General features: G+C 66.2%; 19 protein-coding genes. 5 read left to right on the top strand and 14 right to left on the bottom strand.

All coding sequences use genetic code 11. The features are described 5' to 3' along the window. Nucleotides 1-131 precede the first annotated feature (131 nt). Complete coding sequence (locus VLA96_10680) at nucleotides 132-1,316, top strand: Phenylacetic acid catabolic protein (protein HSE49661.1); 1,185 nt, start codon at nucleotides 132-134, stop codon at nucleotides 1,314-1,316. A 42-nt stretch (nucleotides 1,317-1,358) separates the two neighbouring features. On the opposite strand, the gene VLA96_10685 is transcribed toward VLA96_10680, so the two are convergent. Genes VLA96_10685 through VLA96_10695 form a run of 3 tightly spaced genes read right to left on the bottom strand, consistent with a single transcriptional unit; the run spans nucleotide 1,359 to nucleotide 4,680 of the window. After that, a complete protein-coding gene (locus VLA96_10685; protein ID HSE49662.1) occupies nucleotides 1,359-3,020 on the bottom strand; it encodes an amidohydrolase in 1,662 nt (553 codons plus the stop codon). A gap of 22 nt (nucleotides 3,021-3,042) precedes the next feature. After that, on the bottom strand, nucleotides 3,043-3,900 hold the full coding sequence (locus tag VLA96_10690) for an NAD(+)/NADH kinase (protein ID HSE49663.1): 858 nt from the start codon (nucleotides 3,898-3,900) through the stop codon (nucleotides 3,043-3,045). Between the two features lie 15 nt (nucleotides 3,901-3,915). Next, nucleotides 3,916-4,680 (bottom strand): TlyA family RNA methyltransferase, encoded by a 765-nt coding sequence (locus tag VLA96_10695; GenBank protein HSE49664.1) that lies wholly within the window; start codon nucleotides 4,678-4,680, stop codon nucleotides 3,916-3,918. Nucleotides 4,681-4,969: 289 nt separating this feature from the next. Here VLA96_10695 and VLA96_10700 point away from each other — a divergent pair, with 289 nt between their 5' ends. Together VLA96_10700 and VLA96_10705 are read left to right on the top strand one after the other, a co-directional pair. After that, the gene (locus VLA96_10700) at nucleotides 4,970-6,103 is read left to right on the top strand and encodes a thiamine pyrophosphate-dependent dehydrogenase E1 component subunit alpha (GenBank protein ID HSE49665.1); all 1,134 of its coding nucleotides are present in this window, start codon (nucleotides 4,970-4,972) and stop codon (nucleotides 6,101-6,103) included. A gap of 7 nt (nucleotides 6,104-6,110) precedes the next feature. Further along, a complete protein-coding gene (locus tag VLA96_10705) occupies nucleotides 6,111-7,097 on the top strand; it encodes an alpha-ketoacid dehydrogenase subunit beta (GenBank protein HSE49666.1) in 987 nt (328 codons plus the stop codon). Here the strand turns inward: VLA96_10705 and VLA96_10710 are convergent, their stop codons facing one another. The 6 genes from VLA96_10710 to hpt all read right to left on the bottom strand — a co-directional run bounded on the left by VLA96_10710 (nucleotide 7,098) and on the right by hpt (nucleotide 12,324). Next, entirely contained in the window at nucleotides 7,098-7,286 is a 189-nt protein-coding gene (locus VLA96_10710; protein ID HSE49667.1) for a hypothetical protein, read from the bottom strand. It abuts the gene before it with no gap. Between the two features lie 104 nt (nucleotides 7,287-7,390). After that, complete coding sequence (lysA, locus tag VLA96_10715) at nucleotides 7,391-8,650, bottom strand: diaminopimelate decarboxylase (GenBank protein ID HSE49668.1); 1,260 nt, start codon at nucleotides 8,648-8,650, stop codon at nucleotides 7,391-7,393. A 12-nt stretch (nucleotides 8,651-8,662) separates the two neighbouring features. Then, nucleotides 8,663-10,417, bottom strand: coding sequence for a GAF domain-containing SpoIIE family protein phosphatase (locus VLA96_10720; GenBank protein ID HSE49669.1), 1,755 nt, complete (start codon nucleotides 10,415-10,417; stop codon nucleotides 8,663-8,665). 138 nt (nucleotides 10,418-10,555) lie between these two features. Next, complete coding sequence (locus tag VLA96_10725; GenBank protein ID HSE49670.1) at nucleotides 10,556-10,831, bottom strand: hypothetical protein; 276 nt, start codon at nucleotides 10,829-10,831, stop codon at nucleotides 10,556-10,558. 198 nt (nucleotides 10,832-11,029) lie between these two features. Next, nucleotides 11,030-11,737: a deoxyribose-phosphate aldolase gene (deoC, locus tag VLA96_10730; GenBank protein HSE49671.1), complete on the bottom strand. Its 708-nt coding sequence runs from the start codon at nucleotides 11,735-11,737 to the stop codon at nucleotides 11,030-11,032. Between the two features lie 62 nt (nucleotides 11,738-11,799). Further along, nucleotides 11,800-12,324: a hypoxanthine phosphoribosyltransferase gene (gene hpt, locus VLA96_10735; protein ID HSE49672.1), complete on the bottom strand. Its 525-nt coding sequence runs from the start codon at nucleotides 12,322-12,324 to the stop codon at nucleotides 11,800-11,802. Nucleotides 12,325-12,391: 67 nt separating this feature from the next. Between hpt and VLA96_10740 the strand changes: the two genes are divergently transcribed. Continuing rightward, the gene (locus VLA96_10740) at nucleotides 12,392-13,108 is read left to right on the top strand and encodes a hypothetical protein (protein ID HSE49673.1); all 717 of its coding nucleotides are present in this window, start codon (nucleotides 12,392-12,394) and stop codon (nucleotides 13,106-13,108) included. Nucleotides 13,109-13,219: 111 nt separating this feature from the next. Beyond that, the gene (locus tag VLA96_10745; protein ID HSE49674.1) at nucleotides 13,220-13,912 is read left to right on the top strand and encodes an ATP-binding protein; all 693 of its coding nucleotides are present in this window, start codon (nucleotides 13,220-13,222) and stop codon (nucleotides 13,910-13,912) included. 1 nt (nucleotide 13,913) lies between these two features. On the opposite strand, the gene VLA96_10750 is transcribed toward VLA96_10745, so the two are convergent. The 5 genes from VLA96_10750 to VLA96_10770 form a co-directional block, all read right to left on the bottom strand. Then, nucleotides 13,914-15,278, bottom strand: a complete 1,365-nt coding sequence (locus VLA96_10750) for an aminotransferase class I/II-fold pyridoxal phosphate-dependent enzyme (protein ID HSE49675.1) — start codon at nucleotides 15,276-15,278, stop codon at nucleotides 13,914-13,916. A 31-nt stretch (nucleotides 15,279-15,309) separates the two neighbouring features. After that, a complete protein-coding gene (locus tag VLA96_10755; GenBank protein ID HSE49676.1) occupies nucleotides 15,310-15,918 on the bottom strand; it encodes a hydrolase in 609 nt (202 codons plus the stop codon). A gap of 10 nt (nucleotides 15,919-15,928) precedes the next feature. Then, nucleotides 15,929-16,378 (bottom strand): GxxExxY protein, encoded by a 450-nt coding sequence (locus tag VLA96_10760; GenBank protein HSE49677.1) that lies wholly within the window; start codon nucleotides 16,376-16,378, stop codon nucleotides 15,929-15,931. Between the two features lie 25 nt (nucleotides 16,379-16,403). Then, on the bottom strand, nucleotides 16,404-17,864 hold the full coding sequence (locus tag VLA96_10765; GenBank protein ID HSE49678.1) for a 2-oxoacid:acceptor oxidoreductase family protein: 1,461 nt from the start codon (nucleotides 17,862-17,864) through the stop codon (nucleotides 16,404-16,406). A 78-nt stretch (nucleotides 17,865-17,942) separates the two neighbouring features. Next, a partial coding sequence (locus VLA96_10770; protein ID HSE49679.1) for a hypothetical protein occupies nucleotides 17,943-18,538 on the bottom strand: 596 nt, incomplete at its 5' end.

Below are 18,538 nucleotides of genomic sequence, written 5' to 3' on the forward strand. Positions count from 1 at the left end.
TACGGCGACGGCGACGCCTCGTTCCCGTTCGGCGGCTACAAGCAGTCCGGCTTCGGCCGCGACCTCGGCGCCGAGGCCATCAACCATTACACGGAAGTGAAAGCCGTCTGGGCACGGCTCTAGGGAGAATCATGCCAGGCAAAGTCTTCAAGATCGGAACGTTCAGCGACTGGGTCGGACTGTTCGACGACTGGCGCAAGGAAGTCGGCGTGGACCACGACGACATCAAGAGCTTCAAGTTCGACACGCTCTACGGCGCCATCGAGACCAACGAGATCCAGTTCGGCCACTACAAAGGCCGGCCGAAGTGGGAGACGGTGCGCCAGATCCCCACGCAGAACATGCGCGACGCCATGCTCAACATGATCGTCTACCAGGGCGACACCGAGTTCGCCTCGGTCGAGCAGCAGCGCTGGCTCTTCCAGTCGGCGCCCACCGACTGGGACCGCCGCGCGCTCACCCGCGTGATGATCGAGGAGATGCGCCACGGCTGGCAGATGTGCGCCGTCCTCATCGACCACTTCGGCGCAACCGGCAAGGTGGAAGCGCAGAAGATGCTCGAGCGCCGGGCGTTCGAGAACAAGCGCCTGCTCAACGCCTTCAACGAGGAAGTCGACAACTGGATGGACTTCTTCACCTACACCGATTTCGTGGACCGCGACGGCAAGTTCCAGCTCCAGATGCTCAAGTTCTCCGCCTTCGCGCCCATCGGGCGGTCGATGAGCTACATGCTGCGCGAGGAAGCCTTCCACATGGGCACCGGCAACGACGGCCTGCGCCGCGTGGTCGAGGCCGGCGTCATCCCGGCGTGGCTCATCCAGAAGTACCTCAACAAGTGGATCTCCGAGTCCTACGACCTGTTCGGCACCGACAACTCGTCATCGGCGCACTGGGCTTACGTCTGGGGACTCAAGGGCCGCTACGACGAGCCCAAGAACACGACCGAGCCCGACCTCGACGACATCAACGACTACAACCGCCAGCTCTACCGCGACGAAGTCGCCGGGCTGGTGCAGCGCCTGAACACCTACCTGAAGCCCGACACCGCGCCGCTCTACGCGCCGCACATCAAGTTCAACCGCGCCATCGGAAAGTGGAAGGAGCAGCGCTTCCACCCGCAGACCGGCGAGGCGGTGGACGAGAAGGAATACGCGCAGAAGCTGAGCGAGTGGCTGCCGACTGCGGAAGACAAGAAGCTGCTGAAGGACATCATCGCCAACGAGCCGCGCTGGATCGCACCCAAGGAAGGCGCCAAGGACCCGCTGGCGACCATCGGCGAAGTCCGCAAGTCGGCGATCAACATCAGCGCGAACTGACCAGGTTGTGCGAGGTGGGCGCCGGCGACTCGCCGGCGCTTGCTATTTGCGCTCGTACACGACTTTCCCGCCCACCATTGTCATCTCGACTTTCACGTCCTTGATGGCCTCCGGCGGGATGGAAAAGATGTCGTCGGTCAGGAGCACCATGTCGGCCAGCTTGCCGCGCGTGAGCGAGCCCTTCTCGCGCTCCTGGAACTCCGCGTACGCCGAGCCCATGGTGTAGGCCTCCACCGCCTCGGCCACGGTGAGCTTCTGCTCCGGCACCCAGCCCTGCGGGTTCTTGCCGTCGAGTGTCGCGCGCGTCACCGCGGCGTAAATCCCCTGTAGCGGATCCAGCGGCGCCACTGTCCAATCGCTGCCGAATGCCAACCTGACTTTGTTGTCCAGGAACGTGCGGAACGCGTACGTCCGCTTGATGCGGTCCGGACCGATGCGCTTCTCCGCCCAGCGCCCGTCGTCGATGGCGTGGTACGGCTGCATGCTGGCGATCACACCGAGGTCGGCGAAGCGCGCGAAGTCCTTCGCGGCCATGTGTTGCGCGTGCTCGATGCGCAGCCGCCGGTCGCGCGTCCCGTTCGCCTTCACGACGTCGCCGAACATGTCGAGGATGATGGAAATGGCCTGGTCGCCGATGGCGTGGATGCAGAGCTGCAAGCCCGCCTCGTCCGCCTTCATCAGCCGCCCGCGCATCGCGGTGATGGGGTGCATCTCGTCGGAGAGCAGGCCGCGCGTCTTGGGCGCGTCGGTGTAGGGCTCGAAGAAGTACGCGGTGGTCGAGCCGAGCGAGCCGTCGGCGTAGCCCTTGAGCGCGCCGATGCGCAGGTAGGGCGAGCCGAAGGCGCGGCGCACGCCCGCGTCCGCCTGCTTCTGCCACTCCGTCTCCATGGGCGCGGCGTAGATGCGCGTGGTGAGCTCGCCGCGTTCGGCGAACTCCATGTATGTACGGACGTCGGCGACCGGCATGCCCATGTCCTGCACGCTGGTCACGCCGAGCTGCGCCGCGTGTGCCAGCGCGCGCTTCAGCGCCTCGGTGCGCTGCTGCGGCGTCATGTCGGGGATCACCTTGTAGACCAGTCCCATCGCGGCGTCTTTGAGCACGCCGGTGGGATTGCCCTGGGCGTCGCGGACGATCTCGCCGCCCGGCGGATCGGCAGTCTTCGCCGTGACCTTAGCGAGCCGCAGCGCGGCCGAGTTCGCCAGCGCCATGTGGCCGTCGTAGCGGCTCACGAACACCGGCGTGGCGCCGGTGGCGCCGTCGATGAGCTGGCGCGTGGGCAGTTCCGCCGGCGTCCACTTCTGCTCGTCCCACTGGCCGTTCAGCACCCACTCGCCGGGCCGTTGCTGGGCGCGCTCGCCAATGAGGCGCGCGAACTCCTGCGGCGACGTCGCGTCCTTCAGGTCCACGCTGTCGAGCTGCTGCCCGCCCGTCGTGAAGTGGACGTGCGCGTCGTTGAACCCGGGCAGGAGCAGGTGGCCGCGGCCGTCGATGACCTTGGTCTCGGGCCCGCGCCACGCGTCGATCTCCGCCGCCGTCCCGACCGCGACGATGCGCTCGCCCAGGATGGCCACGGCCTCCGCGCGCGGCCGCTCCTTCTCCACGGTGTAGACCTTGGCGTTGGTGACGATGACATCGGCCGCCGGCCGCTGCGCGGTGGTGATGGTCGGGAAGAGAAGCGTCACGACGAGAAGAACGATCGGCAATCGGCAATTGGCCATCGGCACCCTATCTCTCCCCCCACTTCAGTTTCGTCCGCAGCACGTCGAAGAAGCTGCGCTGCGGGAGGTGCAGCAGCTGGATGGCGTGCTCCGACTTCTTGCACGCGATGCGGTCGCCGCGGCGCAGCGGGACACCCGTCTGGCCGTCGACCGTGAGGTAAGCCTCCTCCTGCGTCTGCTTCACCTCGATGACGATCTCGCTCTTGTCCGGCACGACCAGCGCGCGGTTGGTGAGCGAGTGCGGCGAGACCGGCGTGATGACGAACGCGTCCACGCTCGGGCCCAGTACCGGCCCTCCGGCTGCCAGGGAATACGCGGTCGAGCCGGTCGGCGTGGCCACGATGATGCCGTCGGCCTTGTAGTTGGAGACGAACTGCCCGTTCACCAGGACGTCGAAGTCCACGATGCGCGCCAGCGCCGCCTTGTTCACCACGATGTCGTTGAGCGCGTCCCAGGCCTCCACGCACTGCCCGCCGCGCACGAGCTGGCAGTGCAGCATGGCGCGCCGGTCGGTGACGGCCTTGTTCGCGGCGACCGCGTCGAGCGTGGTCTCCAGCTCTTCCAGCCGGCTCTCGGTCATGAAGCCGAGCGAGCCGAGGTTGACGCCCAGGATCGGGATGCCGGCCTTGGCCACGGCGCGCGCCGCCGCCAGCATGGTGCCGTCGCCGCCCAGTACGACGACGAACTCCGGCTTGCGCGCCGGGACCTCCTCACGCGCGATGCACTCGATGCCCGCCAGCGCGAAGCAAGTCGCCTCGTCGGCGATGACCGCGTACTGGTGATGCTTGAGCCACTTCACCAGCCGGGTCACGGCGTCCGGCAGTTGCGGGCGCCCCGGCTTCGAGATGATGGCGACGGTCTTCATGGCAGATGGCAGATCTCAGATCGCAGAATAAACCGCGTGCAGCAGGAATTCCTGGTTGCCTTCGGCTCCCGTGATCGGGGAGTCGATCACGTCGAGCTTCGTACCGCCGAGCGCTTCGACCGCCTCGCGTACCCGCTTGATGGCCGCCGCGCGCGCCGCGGGGTCGCGCACGATGCCGCCTTTGCCGACGGCTTCGCGGCCCGCCTCGAACTGCGGCTTCACCAGCACGACCAGCTCGAGCTCCGCCGCGCCGAGCGCAAGAACCGTACGGACCACCGCGGGGAGCACGAGTGTAGCAGAGATAAAAGAGACGTCCATCGCGACGAAACTCACCGGAGCGTCCGCCAACGGCGCGACTTGCTCGACGGTGAGATGGCGCGCGTTCGTCCGCTCCAGCAGTCGCACCCGGGGATCATTCCGCAGCGTGGCATCGATCTGACCGTAGCCGGTATCGACGGCAATCGCGCGCGCCGCGCCGGCTTGCAGCATCGCGTCGGTGAAGCCGCCGGTCGACGCGCCGACGTCCATGCACGTGCGGCCGCTCAGGTCGATCTGCCAGTGCTCCAGCGCGCGCTCCAGCTTCAGGCCGCCGCGGCTTACATACTTCAGGTCTTCGCCCAGCAGTCGGATGGCCGCGCCTTCCGCCACCGGCGCGCCCGCTTTCTCGATCTTCTGGCCGTCCACCAGCACCTTGCCGGCGAGGATGAGCGCCTGCGCGCGCTCGCGGCTGGGCGCCAGCCCGCGCTCCACCAAGACTTTGTCGAGACGTTGTTTCACCATCCGTGATTACCCGGCCTGCAACCCTGACGACATCCTCCGCCAACGGCGCGCTCCTCATCCACAGCCTGAGTTTCGCCGGCGATGACCACAGCAGAGTGCAAAGTGCTATTTCTCGCGTGTTTGCTGTCGCGCGCGCTGGTTGCTGCCCTGTTATCCACAGAATTATCCACAGCACTGTGGACGCCTGCATCTTCCCACCTTAGACCTTTGAGCTTCGTGCCTTGTTGACTAGAGAGGCACACTGCCACTCTGGTCTGCGCTACAATTGGGGGTTTCCGAGGCAAAAGCTATGGCTACTAAGACGAAGGACCGCTCCGCGCCTGCGGCCCCGAGCCAATCCAAGGCGGAAAAGCCGGGGCAGGCCGCGCGTCCGCAGGGCAACGGCGCGTCGCCGATGAGCCCCGAGATCCTGAAGCGGCTGTACTACTACATGCTGAAGTGCCGCCTGGTGGAAGAGCGCGCGCGCACGCTGTTCAAGCAGGGCAAGTTCGCCGGCAACTACTACGCCGCGGTCGGACAGGAAGCCACCGAGGTCGGGGCCACCATCGACCTGGAAAAAGACGACTACATCGCGCCCTCGCACCGCAATTTCGTGACCAACATCATGAAGGGCACGCCGCTGGAGAAGATGTTCGCCCAGCTGTACGCGCGCAAGACCTCGCCCGACCAGGGACGCTCCAGTCCGGCGCACTGCGGCAACGCCGAGACCAACGTCATCACGCCGGCTTCGACCATCGCCGCGCAGCTCAACATCGGCACCGGGGTGGCGCTGGCCTACAAGCTCCAGAAGAAGCCGAACATCGTGGTCGCGCTCTCCGGCGACGGCTCCACCTCGCTGGGCTTCTGGCACGAAGCGCTGAACTTCGCCGGCGTGCACAAGCTGCCCATCGTCTACATCTGCGAGAACAACCGCTGGGCCGAGTCGGTGAGCGTGAAGCTGCAGACCGCGGTGGAAGACATCAGCGTGAAGGCGCAGGGCTACGGGTTCCCCGGCATCACGGTCGACGGCAACGACGTGGTCGCCGTGTACCGGGTGGCGCGCGAGGCCATCCGGCGCGCGCGCGAAGGGAACGGGCCGACGCTCATCGAGTGCAAGACCTACCGCTGGTACGGCCACTCCGAGATCGATCCCGCCAAGTATCGCCAGCCCGAGGAAGTGGAAGCGTGGAAGGCGAAGGATCCCATCCCGGCGATGGAGCGGTACCTCCAGGGCCAGAAGCTGTGGTCCGACCAGTGGAAGGAAAAGATCACGGGCGAGATCAACGCGGAGATCGAGAAGGCCGTCCAGTTCGCGGAGCAGTCACCGTATCCCGAGCCGGAAGAGGCGCTCGACCACGTGTACTCGTTCTCCATCCGCGAGCGCGAGCTGAACCGCAAGCCGTGGAGCTTCCGCGGCAGCGTCAGCTCGCCCGCCAACGACTAGGAACGCCATGGCACTCACCACTTACATCGACGCCATCACGCAGGCGCTGCGCGAGGAGATGCAGCGCGACGAAAAAGTGTTCATCATCGGCGAGGACGTCGGCGTCATGGGCGGCGTCTTCAAGGCCACCAAGGGCCTGTTCGAGGAGTTCGGGCCGGACCGCGTGATCGACTCGCCGCTCGCCGAGGGCATCATCGTCAGCTCCGCGATCGGCGCGGCTTTGGCCGGCATGAAGCCCTGCCCGGAGATCCAGTTCTCCGACTTCATCACGCCCGCGATGGACGCCATCACGCAGCAGGCCGCGAAGCTCCGCTATCGCTCGGCCGGCACGCAGACCTGCCCGCTCACGCTGCGCGTCTGCTACGGCGGCGGCGTCGGCGGCGGCCTCTACCACTCGCAGACCAACACCACGTGGTTTGCGCACGAGCCGGGCCTGGTCGTGCTCGCGCCCGGCACCGTCTACGACGCCAAGGGCATGCTCAAGGCCGCCATTCGCGACGACAACCCGGTCATCTACTTCGAGCACAAGAAACTCTATCGCTCGATCAAGGAAGACATCCCCGACGAGGAGTTCGTCGCGGACCTGTACAAGGCCGCGGTGCGGCGCGAGGGCAAGGACATCACCGCAGTGTCGTACGGCTACACGCTGCAGCTCACGCTGCAGGCCGCGGAGAAGATGAAGGAAGACCACGGCATCGAGGTGGAAGTGGTGGACCTGCGCGTGCTCAACCCGCTCGACAAGGACACCGTGCTGGCGTCGGTGGCGAAGACCAACCGCTGCGTCATCGTGCACGAAGACCACCGCACGCTCGGCATCGGCGCGGAGCTGTCGGCGATCCTGGCGGAAGAGGCCTTCGATTGCCTCGACGCTCCCATCGTGCGCGTCACCGCGCCTGACGTTCCGGCCATCCCCTTCTCGGCGCCGCTGGAGAAGTTCTACATGCCGAGCGTGGAGAAGATCGTGACGGCGCTGGAACGCACGGTCGAGTACTAGCTAGGTCTTTTCCGGAGCCCTGCCTTCGGGCAGGGCTTTCGCGTCTTCCGCCGGTTGGAACAGCCGGAACAGCCAGAACCTTGCCTCGAGCTCGCACTTCTTGGAGCAGAAGGTCCGTTGGTCGCGCGCGTGGCTGGCAGCGATCTCGTACTTCGATCTGCACCAGGTACAGCCGGTTGAAGTGGCCATGTTGTGGGTGGTGCGTCTCAGAGTGGGGGGAGGTTGTCGCGCAGACTAAGAGAAGTAAGACAAAGCGGCAATAGAGCAAATCCCGTAACCCGAAGTAGGGTCGCTTACCCCTCGGTCCGCAGCAGGTCGTCGATGGTCTCGCGCCGCCGGATCACGGTGACGCGCCGCCCGTCGACCAGGACCTCGGCCGCCCTGGAGCGCGTGTTGTAGTTCGAGGCTAGCGACATGCCGTAGGCGCCCACGTCCAGCACCGCCAACAGTTCGCCCGGCTCAGCCACGGCCACCAGGCGGTCGCGGGCGAAAAAGTCTCCCGTCTCGCACACGGGACCGACCACGTCGAATGTCCCGAGTACCTGCTGCTTGTTCTCGCGCAGGGGCACGATCTCGTGGTGCGCCTGGTAAAGCGCCGGCCGCAGCAAGTCGTTCATTGCGGCGTCGGTCACCAGGAAGCGCTTGGCGCCGTTCTTCTTCTGATACAGAACGCGCGTGAGCAGCACGCCCGCAGGGCCGACCAGCGCACGTCCCGGTTCAAGTAAGAGATGAAGGTGAAGGCCCTTCAGCGGTGACGTAACGGCAGTTGCGTAGGCGCCGCATCGGTCTTCGAGATCTTCTTTCCGCCCCGGCGCGGGACCCTGGTAGTCGATCCCGAGGCCTCCACCGGCGTCCACGTAGTGAATCTTGTGTCCGTCGGCGCGCAGCTCGCGCACCAGCGTCGCCACGCGCTCCATCGTCGCCCGGAAAGGCGCGACGTCGGTGATCTGCGACCCGATGTGGACGCTGACGCCGGCGACCTCGAGCCATCGGTCCCGCGCGGCGGCGGCATAGAGCCGTCGCGCCTCGCCCATCGCGACACCGAACTTGTGCTCGCGCATCCCGGTGGAGATATAAGGATGCGTCTCGGCCGGGACGTCGGGATTCACGCGCAGCGCGACGCGTGCTTTCTTCTTTCGCTTGGTCGCGCGCGCCGCCAGCAGTTCCAGTTCGCCTTCGCTCTCGACGTTGAAGAGCAGGATGCCCGCCCGCAGGGCCGCGTCCATCTCCGCTTCGGTCTTCCCGACGCCGGAGAACACCGTCTGCTTCAGTCGCCCGCGCGCCGCGCGCCGCACGCGCTCCAGCTCGCCGCCCGACACCACGTCGAAGGCGGCGCCCAGCTTCGCCAGCAGCTTCAGGATGCCCAGCGTGGAGTTCGCTTTTACGGAGTAGCAGATGGTGTGGGGTACGCCGCGGAACGCGCCGTCGAACGACCGATACCGGCTGCGAATCGCTTCCGCCGAATAGACGTAGAGCGGCGTGCCGTACGTACGCGCGAGCGTTTCGAGCGCGACCGCGTCGCAGTGCAAGGAGTCGTCGTGGTATCGGAACATGAAGAGGGAATACTACTGGGTGATCTTCGCCGCGACCACCGTCTGGTCATCGAACGGCTCCATCCCCACGGCGAAGGCGTTCACCGCCGCGAAAATAGCCTCGACGATGTCGTCAGCGGTGCGGGTGTGGTTCGCGCGCACGATCTGCTCCACGCGGCCGCGTCCGAAGGTCTCACCGGCTTCGTTGGCGGCGTCGATGATGCCGTCGGACATGAAGAGGAAGACGTCGCCGGCCTGGGCGTGGATGCGGACCTCGTCGTAGGTTGCGTCGGCGAAGAGGCCGAGCGGCAGCCCGCGCGATTCCACGATCTGCGTCTCGCCCTGGTGGCAGAAGATGGGGCGCGGCAGGCCGGAGTTTGCCACCAGCATCGAGCTGGAGCGCTCGTCCCAGAGCGCGTAGATGAGCGAGAGGTACTGGGCCTCGACCGGGCGGTTCTGGAGCGAGGCGTTGGTCGCCGCCAGCATCTGCGCCGGGTTGAGCTCGAGCGTGGCGTGGGAGCGCAGGATGCCGCTGGCCAGGGCGGCATAGAGCGCGGCCGGCGCGCCCTTGCCGCTCACGTCGCCGATGGCGATGGCCGTCCGCCGCCCGGCGTAGCGGACGAAATCGTACATGTCTCCGCCAAGTTCGCGCGCGGGCACGAACTTCGCCGCCAGCTGCGCGTTGGCGATGGTGGGGCAGCACGCCGGCAGCAGGCGCCGCTGGAGCTCGCGCGCCATCGCGAGGTCGCGCTCCAGCCGCTGCTCTTCCTTGGCGAGGCGCTCGTACAGCCGCGCGTTCTCGACCGCGATGGCGATCTGCGCCGCCAGCGTGGTGAGCGTCCGCATGTGGTCTTCGGTGAAGTAGCCGCGCTTGGTGTGCTCCAGGTCGAGCACGCCGATGACGCGCTCCTTGTATTTCAGCGGGACGCACAGTTCCGACTTGGTCTCCGGGTTGAGCGCGATGTAGCGCGCGTCCTTGGCGACGTCGGGCGCGAGCACCGCCTCGCCGCTCTGCGCCGCGGCGCCGACCAGCCCGCGCCCGATGGGGATGTCGTGCTTCAGCTGGATGCTCTGCTTGAAGCGCAGCGAGAAGCGGTGTTCCAGCTTCTGACCGCTGTTGTCGACCATCAGGATGGAGAACATCTGGTAGTCGATGAGCCGGTTGAGCGCTTCCGCCGTCCGCTTGAAGAGCTGGTCGAGGTTCAGGATGGAAGTGAGCTCGCGCGAGATCTCGCTCAGCAACTCGAGCGTCTGCGCCTGCCGCGCGACGCGCGTGTACAGGCGCGCGTTCTCGATGCCGGCCGCGATGCGCGAGGCGACCAGCGAGAGCATGCGCACGTGCTCGTCGTTGAAGTACGCCAGCTGCGTCGACTGGATGTCGAGCACGCCGATCACCCGGTTCTTCACGATCATTGGGACGGCCAGCTCCGAGCGCACCTCCGGGTGCGCGTTGATGTACGTCGGCACCTGGCTCACGTCGTCCGAGCGCACCGGCTCACGCCGCTCCACCGCCGTACCCGTGATGCCTTCGCCCACCTTCACCCGCAGCCGCTCCTTCACGCCCGGCAGGTGGCCGATCTCGAAGCGCATGCGCAGCGTCTGCGTGCGCTCGTTCAGCAGCAGGATGGCGAAGATCTCGTAGTCGAGGAAACGGCGGATGACCTCCGCTACCCGCGTGAGCAGGGTGTCGACGTCGAGCGTCGTGTTGATGACGTCGGCGACCTCGACCAGGAACTGCTGGAAGCGCTGGGAACTAGGCTCGCTCTTGGCTTGGACAGGAGTAGACACTACTTCCATCTTAGCGGGTCGTCTTGTGGATTGTCTGTATACGCGCTCCTTCGAGCAGTCACCGGCGGTCGAGGCTGACAAGGCGCGGCAACGAGTGTGGCGAAGGGCGGGAAGCTCGAACGCCGACGCCCGATGAGATCAGAGCAGGGGCGCGAGGCCGCGAGTCTTTCGGATGTGGTCCGCACGCAGTAGGAGTGCGGCGGCCGCATCCTGACCGACGATCTGGCCTAGCGCGACGGCGGCGCGTTGAGCGAGCATGATGTCGCGGTCCAGCATAGCGCTATCCAGCGCACTCACTGCGCTGTTGGCGGCAGGCCCGAGTTTCCCGAGCGCCTCAGCAGCGTTCCATTTGTCCATCGTCAGAGCACTTTTCTGCAGCTTGGTGATGAGGGCTGCCACCTCGGCTTCGCTCATTCGTCGTTCCTTCCTGTGATCACCAGCGTCTCGCCGCATTGCACGCAGCGAAACCTTGTCGTCCAAACCGCAAAATCGAACAGGTCCGGGGCTTTCTCGCGCAGTTGGCGGAGCACGGCGGTGCGATTATAGATAGCGCCGCAGACCGGGCAAGTGGGATTCTCTGTCATCGGCTGCTCGCTCACGCGTGCGTACGATTCACGACGCGCCCATCTCTCTCAATATCTGCGCGGCCGTCGACGTCCCGATCCGATCCGCGCCGGCATCGAGCATGCGCCGCACATCAGCGGCCGTCCGGATGCCGCCGGAGGCCTTGACCTTCGCGCGGTCCCCGACCACGCCGCGCATCAGGTGAATGTCGTCCGTGGTCGCCGGACCGTTGGACCCGGTGCAGGTCTTCACGAAATCCGCGCCCGCGGCCACCGAGATCTCGCACGCCAGGATCTTCTCCTCGATGGTCAGCAGCGGCGTCTCCAGGATGACCTTCAGGATGGCCCCGCGCCCGTGCGCCACGGTGGCGACGGCCCGGATATCGAGTTCGACCAGGCGCCGCTCGCCCGACTTCAGCGCCCCGACGTTCATCACCATGTCGAGTTCGCGCGCGCCCAGCCGCAAAGCCTCCACGGCCTCGAAGCGCTTGCTGGTGGTCAGCGCCGCGCCGAGCGGGAAGCCGACCGGCGTTCCCACCAGCGTCGAGGTCCCGCGCAGCACGTCGCAAGCAAGCGACACGTAGACCGGATGCACGAAGACGGTCGCCATCGCGAAGCGCGCGGCTTCGTCGCACAATGCCATCACCTGGTCGCGGGTGGTCTCGGTCTTGAGGAGGGTGGAATCGAGCAGTCGGGCGACCTGCTTCCAGTCGCGCGCCTGGTCTTCGCGCGAACCAGCCGGCCGTTCGACCGTCAATGTCTGTTGGGAAGACACTGTCTACGGCGGACTCTAGCAAAACTCGCCAGCCCGCGCCAGCATCATTCTGCCGGTTTGAGGATGCAGATGTCCCGCAGGTTCCGATACTGCTCGGCGTGGTCCATGCCGTAGCCGACGACGAAGTGGTCGGGGATGGTGAACCCGACGTAGTCCGCCTCCACCTGCTGCACGCGGCGCGAGGGCTTGTCGAGCAGCGCGGCGATCTTCAGCGCCTTGGGTTCGTGCGCCGCCAGCACCTTCCTGAGGTAGGCGAGCGTCAGGCCGGTGTCGAGGATGTCTTCGACCAAGATGACGTTGCGCTCCTCCATCGACTCATCCACGTCCTTCATCAGGCGCACCTCGCCGGAGGAGTGCATGCTATTGCCGTAGCTCGAGACGGCGAGGAAGTCGAACGAGCAATCCAGCGGCAGCGCGCGCGCCAGGTCGGAAAGAAAGATGCACGCGCCCTTCAGCACGCCCAGCAGCACCACCGGCTCGCCGCGGAAGTCGCCAGCGATCTGCGCCGCCATCTCGCGCACGCGGTGCGCGATGGCCGCTTCCGAAAACAGCACATTGAGCTCCGGCATCCCCGCTAGTCTCAAGGCAGCAGTTTCCGGTTTCAAGCGGGAAACAGTGGTGATACAACATCGGCCCATGCTCGGATTTCTCAACGGCCTCTGGGTGTCGTTCCTGCCGGAAGCGTGGCGCAAGAGCTACTTCGCCTCGCTGGTGGCGAACGTCAACGCCGGGACGCTCCTCACCGGCATCGCGCAGGCGCTCGTTTGCCTGGCGCTGCTCGGCGGGCACTACCCGGCGTTCGTCCGGTCGCAGATCGCCGGCATGGGTGACGCCACCGTGAAAGCCGCGGAGCAGGGCGGCGAGACTGCCGTCATGGGGCTCGGCCCGCTCCTGCTCGTCGCCTACCTCTTCCAGCCGCTGAGTCTCTTCTTCCTCTATTTCCTGGTCGAAGGCGTGACACGGGGCGTCTCCATCATTGTGAGCCACGAACCGCTGCCCACGTTGCCGCTGTTCCTCGCCTCGCTGCTGGATGCGCGCGCGCGCGCCTACCGGCGCGAAAAGGAGCTCGGGCCCCGTGTCCTCGACACCATGCAGCCCGAAGGCGCCGGCGACCTGCTCATCGCCAGTTGCCGTCCGAAGCCATGGAACCAGCTCACCACCATCCGCTACCAGGACGAGCTGTACGAGGTCGCCAAGACCAACCAGGGCGCCAAGCCCCGCCAGTTCCTCTACCTGCTGCGCAAGATCCCGGCGCACAAGCTGGTGCGCGGCGTCCACGATTACGCGCCCGACGAAGCCCTCACCGAGAAAGAGCGCGCGGCGCTGGCCGCGAAGGCCGCCGCGAAGGATTAGGGAAGCAAAACCTCCGCCGCTGCAGCCCTGGCGGCGACGTTTCCGGCTCGGTTTGCGCAAAGGACGCTGTTTGTGTAACTTACAGCCATGCGCAAATGGTTGCGCGAACGCATGCGACGCCGCAGGAAATCCCCAGACACCGAACAGACCGGAAAGATCGGCCAGGAGCGCCCGCAGGGCTCCGCTCCGCTGGTGCCCTCGTACGACTTCGAGGAGCCCAAGCCGGCGCGCCGCGAAGAGCGCGGTCGCTTCGAAGTGGAGACGCAGCCCGAATCGCTCTCCTCGCCGCCGCTGACCAACGCCATCCCGGAGCCGCCGAGGCCGACGCAGAAGCGCGCCCCGCGCGGCGTGGTGGTGCTGACGATCGGCCTGCCCGGGTCCGGTAAGAGCACGTGGTACAAGCGCCGCGGCATCACACCGCTCTCCAGCGACCTGCTCCGCACCATCCTGTTCGACAACATCACTGAGCAGCGTTACCAGCACCTGGTGTTCTCGACGCTGCGCTCGCTGCTGCGCGCGCGCCTCATCGCCAAGATGCCGTGGAACTACGTGGACGCGACCAACCTTTCGCCGCACGAGCGCAAGCAGTGGATCAAGATGGCGAAGGGGTTCGGCTACGAGGTGCAGGCGGTGTTCTTCGACGTCCCGCTGGAGGTCTGCATGGAGCGGAACCGGCGGCGCGAACGCGTCGTGCCGGAAGACGTGATGCAGCGCATGGCGTCGAAGCTCAAGCCCCCGACCTTCGGGGAGGGCTTCTCGAAGATCGTCGTCGTGCGCGTGAAGGGAAGCGGCGCTTCCGAGTAGCTCAGGCTTTTTCCAGCGCTCTCTCCAGGTCGGCGATGATGTCGTGCCGGTCCTCCAGTCCGATGGAGAGCCGTATCCCGCCGGGGTCGAGCTTCTGCTTCTTCTCGTGCTCCAGTTCGCGCGGGTTCGACTCCGCCGCCTGGTACGCCGAGTGCGTCATGGAGTAAGGATTCTCGATCAGCGTCTTGATCTGCCCCAGGCTGACGGCCAGCGTCACGCAATACGCGTTGTCGGCCACGTAGTCGATGAAGCGCGCGCCCGCATCATAGCGCCCCGGTCGTTCCTTCAGTGCGAAGTAGATCATCGAGCCGGGCGCGAACTTCCCGCGGTAGTCCACCATCTGCTTCTCGGCCAGCGCGCGCTGCGGGAAGCTGGCCAGCCCCGGGTACGCCACGCGCGCGACCTTGGGGTGCTTCTCCAGGAACTCCGCCACGTGCCGCGCCGTGCGCTGCATGTTTGCCATGCGCGCCGCCAGCGACGGCAAGCCGTACACCAGGATGTTCCATGCCGCCTTGGGCGAGAGCACCCCGCCGAAGTCCTTGCGATAGAGCATCAGCACGTTGTGCAGGTGCTTGGGCACGATGACCGCCCCGCCCATGTCGGTGCCGAACCCGCCGATGGCCTTGGTGAGCGAGTGCACCACGATGTCCACACCGTGCTCGATGGGCCGCTGGCAGTAGGGCGTCGCGAAGGTGTTGTCCACGATGATGTGGATGCGCTCGGCCTCGCGCCGCCCGCGGTTGGCTTTGTCCACCACCGCGCGCACGGCGCGCAGGTCGATCAACTCCATCGTGGGGTTCACCGGCGACTCGAAGTAGACGACGCGCGTCTTCGTGCCGATGTTGTGCGCGACTTCGGCTGGATCGCTGATATCGCAGAAGCGCGCGCTCACGCCCTGGCGCGGCAGCCAGTTCGTCAGGAAGCTGTAAGTGCAGCCGTAGAGCGTGTGGTGCGCCAGCACCTCGTCGCCGGTGCGGACCAACATGTTGATGGCCGCGGTGATCGCGGCCATGCCGGTGGCGAAACAGACCGCGTTCTCGCCCTTCTCGGCGGTCGCGAGGGCCTCCTCGAGCATGCCGCGCGTCGGTTCGTCGAGCCGGTCGTAGATGTAGATGGGCACCTGGCGCGTGGTGTCGATGGTGTCGCACGCGAACTCGAAGAAGCCCTTCGCGCCGCGCTGCGCCGAGCTCAGCCGGAACGTCGCCGACGAGGTGATGGGCGGGATGACGTGGTGCGAGTAGTCCCACTTCGGCGTCTTCGACGACCCGTGGATGAGTCGCGTCCGGATGGCGTAGTCCTTGGACGGCCTGGAACCGTTGGGAGAGGGAGCAGCAGCTTTCTTGGCGTGCTTCGCGGTCTTCTTCATAGAGGGAAACTCGGTACTCAGTACTCGGTACTCATTTCAGGTACTGCAGCATCTCCTTGAACTCTTTCCCACCGGAGCCGCGCAGCAGCTCGTAGATGGCCATCTCGGTGGAGGAGATGACCGCGCCCGCCTCGCGCATGCGCTCGATCCCGACCTGCCAGTTCCACTCCGCCCGCGAGCCGCAGGCGTCGCTGGCGACGTGCACCGCGTAGCCCTGCCGCAAAGCGCCCAGCACGGTCTGCATCACGCAGATGTGCGTCTCCATCCCGCATACCAGCAGCGCGTCGCGCTCGCGGCCCAGTTTCTTCACGACACCGCAGAAGTCCTGGTTCCCGAAGCACCCAAACTCCAGCTTGTCGATGGGCTGCACGCCGGCAGGGAAGAGGGACGCGACTTCGGGCACCGTTGCGCCCAGGCCTCTAGCGTACTGCGTGGTCGCCAGCACCGGCAGCTTCAGGATCCCGGCCAGCCGCAGCAGAAGCTGCGCGTTCCGGACCAACCGCTCCTTCTGATGGATGGGCGGGAGCAACTTTTCCTGGATATCGACGACGACCAACGCCGTCCGCTCGGCCGTCAGCGGCATCCGCGCGGCGTCCTTCACGTCGGAGGTGGTCGTGATCATCCCTATGCTCGGTGCCATGGCGGCTATTCTAATTACGACAGGAGGGCGCAGGGGACGCGGAGGCGTTGTTTTTCTTCATCTTGGCGCCGGCGGCGGCATCTCGACGCTGGTTGATCAGACGGCAGATACCTTCGCGCATGTGCAGCACGTTGAAGTTCAACAGAAGGCCAAGGGGCTTGCCGCTGAGCTTGAGGTACGAGATCACCTGCGCCTCGTGGATCTGGAGGATCTGCTCGACCGACTTCAATTCAACGACCACGGAGTCTTCGACGATCAAGTCTGCCCGATACGCGTCCTCTATGCGCAGCGAGTCGTAACAGAGAGGAACGCAGACCTCGGCGTCCACTTTGAACCCTTGCTTGGTGAGTTCATACTGCAAGCACCTGCGATACGCGCTTTCGAGCAAGCCCGGACCGAGAGCAGTGTGGACCTTCATCGCTGCGGCGATGATCGCCCCGGTTACCTGATTCAATTCCACTGCGTCCTCCTGTCGATCCGGGTTTCTAGAAGGTTTCGCAGTAGCCATCTGGCCCGGCGACCGGCCCGACTTCCACCTTCTCGAAGATGAAGTCCCGGCCTGCGGCCAGCGCCTTCCGGTTCAGCTCCAGCATGTTCTTCTTATAGGCGCCGACCATGGTCTCGACCGTCCCCGCGGCTGTCTTTTCCGGCAGGAAGTCGGTCTCGGCGAGCAACGCGCCCAGCATCACGACGTTGGCGACCTTCTGCGAGCCCAGCTTGTCGGCGATCTCGCCGGCGGGCACGCATGCGACGTGCACATCGTTCGGGACAGCGTAGCCTTCCGGCAACGCGTCGCGGTTGTAGAGGATCAAACCGCCGGGCTTCACCTGCGCGGCGAACTTGCGCAGCGAGATCTCGTTCATCGCGATGAGCACGTCCGGGTGCGAGATGAGCGGCGACCCGATGCGCTCCTTCGACAGGCAGACATGGCAGTGCGCCGAACCGGAGCGCATCTCCGGGCCGTACGAAGGCAGCCAGCTCACCTCGAGGTTTTCGCGCATGCCCATCTCGGCGACGATCTGGCCGAGCAGCAACACGCCCTGGCCGCCGAAGCCTGCCACCTTGATGTCCAACTTGGTGCCATGAAAATGGCTTGCGGTCGGCAGCGCTTCGGTCGGCTGGGCGGACTTGGCGACGCCGAGGATCTCTTCCGGCGTCTTGTGTGGCGGCTGGTTCTCCGCCACCACTTCGTGGACTTTGTCGCGGAACACCTGGCACGGGAACGCGGGCATCAGCTTTTCGGCGACCCAGTTGCGTGCGACGACCGGGTCCATCTTCCAGATGGTCGGGCAGGGCGACAGGATCTCGACGAAGCTGAAGCCGGCGCCCTTCTGCTGGTTCTCGATGGCTTTCCGGACCGCGCGGCGGGCGCGCATGATGTTCTTGTTGTCGGAGAGCGCGACGCGCTCGATGTAGGTGGGCGCCTCGAGGGTTGCGAGGAGCTCGCACACGTGCAGCGGGAATCCTTCGTTCGACGGCCGGCGGCCCCAGGGCGTGGTCGTCGAAGCCTGGCCCGACAGCGTCGTCGGCGCCATCTGGCCGCCGGTCATGCCGTAGATGGCGTTGTTGATGAAGATCACGCTGATATTCTCACCTCGCGCGGCGGCGTGCAGGATCTCGGCCAGGCCGATCGAGGCCAGGTCGCCGTCGCCCTGGTAGGCGAAGACGATCGTGTCGGGCAGCACCCGCTTCAGGCCGGTGGCCATCGCGGGCGCGCGCCCATGCGCCGCCACGGCGAAATCGCAGTCGAAGTAGTTGTAGGCGAAGACCGCGCAGCCGACCGGCGCGACGCCGATCGTGCGCTCGCGGATGCCCAGCTCGTCGATCACCTCGGCGACAAGCCGGTGCGCGACGCCGTGGGTGCAGCCGGGGCAGTAATGGGTCAGGGTCTCGCACAGCGCCTGTGGACGCTGGTAGACGAGCTGCTCGACTGGTTCGACGATCATCGTCGCTCCCCTTTCTTACGAGGGATAGGGGATAGAGGATTGGGGTTGGTAGCGATTCTATCTGCTAGCCCGCATCCGCTAACGCCCATTCCCCACTTTCTGCGGAACATGGTTGAGCAGCCGCTCGACGTTGGGAAGCGGGCGCGCCCGCCGCGTCTCCTGGTCGAGCTGGACGATCGCCTCCAGGATCTCGTCCGGGAACGGCACTACGCCGCCAGTGCGGCCATAGAAGCGCACCGGCGCCAAACCCGCGGCGGCGATCCTCACGTCGTCGAGCATCTGGCCGGCGTTCATCTCGACCACCAGCAGCCCGCGCCCGCGCGCCGCCAGCCCCGACAAGCGCTCGGATGCGAACGGAAACAGCGTGACCGGGCGCAGCAGCCCGGCTCTGATCCCCCGCTGCCGCGCCGCCGCGACCGCGCTCTGCGCGATGCGCCCTGCGCTGCCGAACCCGACGACGACGATGTCGGCGTCGTCCAGCAGATATTCGACGGTGCGCACCTCGTTCTGGGCGATCGCGGCGATCTTGGCCTGGAGCCGGCAGTTGGCGGCCTCCAGCGCCTCGGGCTGGAGCTGGATCGAGGCGATCAGCCGCTTGGGGCGGCCGGCCGCGCCGCTCAGCGCCCACTCGGGCGCCGCGCGCTGCTCGGCGCGCAGCGGGGGCAGCTCGGCGG

Source organism: Terriglobales bacterium, assembly GCA_035457425.1.
GTDB lineage: Bacteria > Acidobacteriota > Terriglobia > Terriglobales > Acidobacteriaceae > JACPNR01.

Bases quoted from the DNA above. Each gene is read 5' to 3' on its own strand.
- lysA (HSE49668.1), bottom strand. From the start codon at position 8,650: ATGTTCCGATACCACGACGACTCCTTGCACTGCGACGCGGTCGCGCTC.
- VLA96_10710 (HSE49667.1), bottom strand. From the start codon at position 7,286: ATGGCCACTTCAACCGGCTGTACCTGGTGCAGATCGAAGTACGAGATC.
- VLA96_10700 (HSE49665.1), top strand. From the start codon at position 4,970: ATGGCTACTAAGACGAAGGACCGCTCCGCGCCTGCGGCCCCGAGCCAA.
- VLA96_10695 (HSE49664.1), bottom strand. From the start codon at position 4,680: ATGGTGAAACAACGTCTCGACAAAGTCTTGGTGGAGCGCGGGCTGGCG.
- VLA96_10705 (HSE49666.1), top strand. From the start codon at position 6,111: ATGGCACTCACCACTTACATCGACGCCATCACGCAGGCGCTGCGCGAG.
- VLA96_10755 (HSE49676.1), bottom strand. From the start codon at position 15,918: ATGGCACCGAGCATAGGGATGATCACGACCACCTCCGACGTGAAGGAC.
- hpt (HSE49672.1), bottom strand. From the start codon at position 12,324: ATGCCGGAGCTCAATGTGCTGTTTTCGGAAGCGGCCATCGCGCACCGC.
- VLA96_10745 (HSE49674.1), top strand. From the start codon at position 13,220: ATGCGACGCCGCAGGAAATCCCCAGACACCGAACAGACCGGAAAGATC.
- VLA96_10765 (HSE49678.1), bottom strand. From the start codon at position 17,864: ATGATCGTCGAACCAGTCGAGCAGCTCGTCTACCAGCGTCCACAGGCG.
- VLA96_10740 (HSE49673.1), top strand. From the start codon at position 12,392: ATGCTCGGATTTCTCAACGGCCTCTGGGTGTCGTTCCTGCCGGAAGCG.
- VLA96_10725 (HSE49670.1), bottom strand. From the start codon at position 10,831: ATGAGCGAAGCCGAGGTGGCAGCCCTCATCACCAAGCTGCAGAAAAGT.
- VLA96_10750 (HSE49675.1), bottom strand. From the start codon at position 15,278: ATGAAGAAGACCGCGAAGCACGCCAAGAAAGCTGCTGCTCCCTCTCCC.
- VLA96_10690 (HSE49663.1), bottom strand. From the start codon at position 3,900: ATGAAGACCGTCGCCATCATCTCGAAGCCGGGGCGCCCGCAACTGCCG.
- VLA96_10680 (HSE49661.1), top strand. From the start codon at position 132: ATGCCAGGCAAAGTCTTCAAGATCGGAACGTTCAGCGACTGGGTCGGA.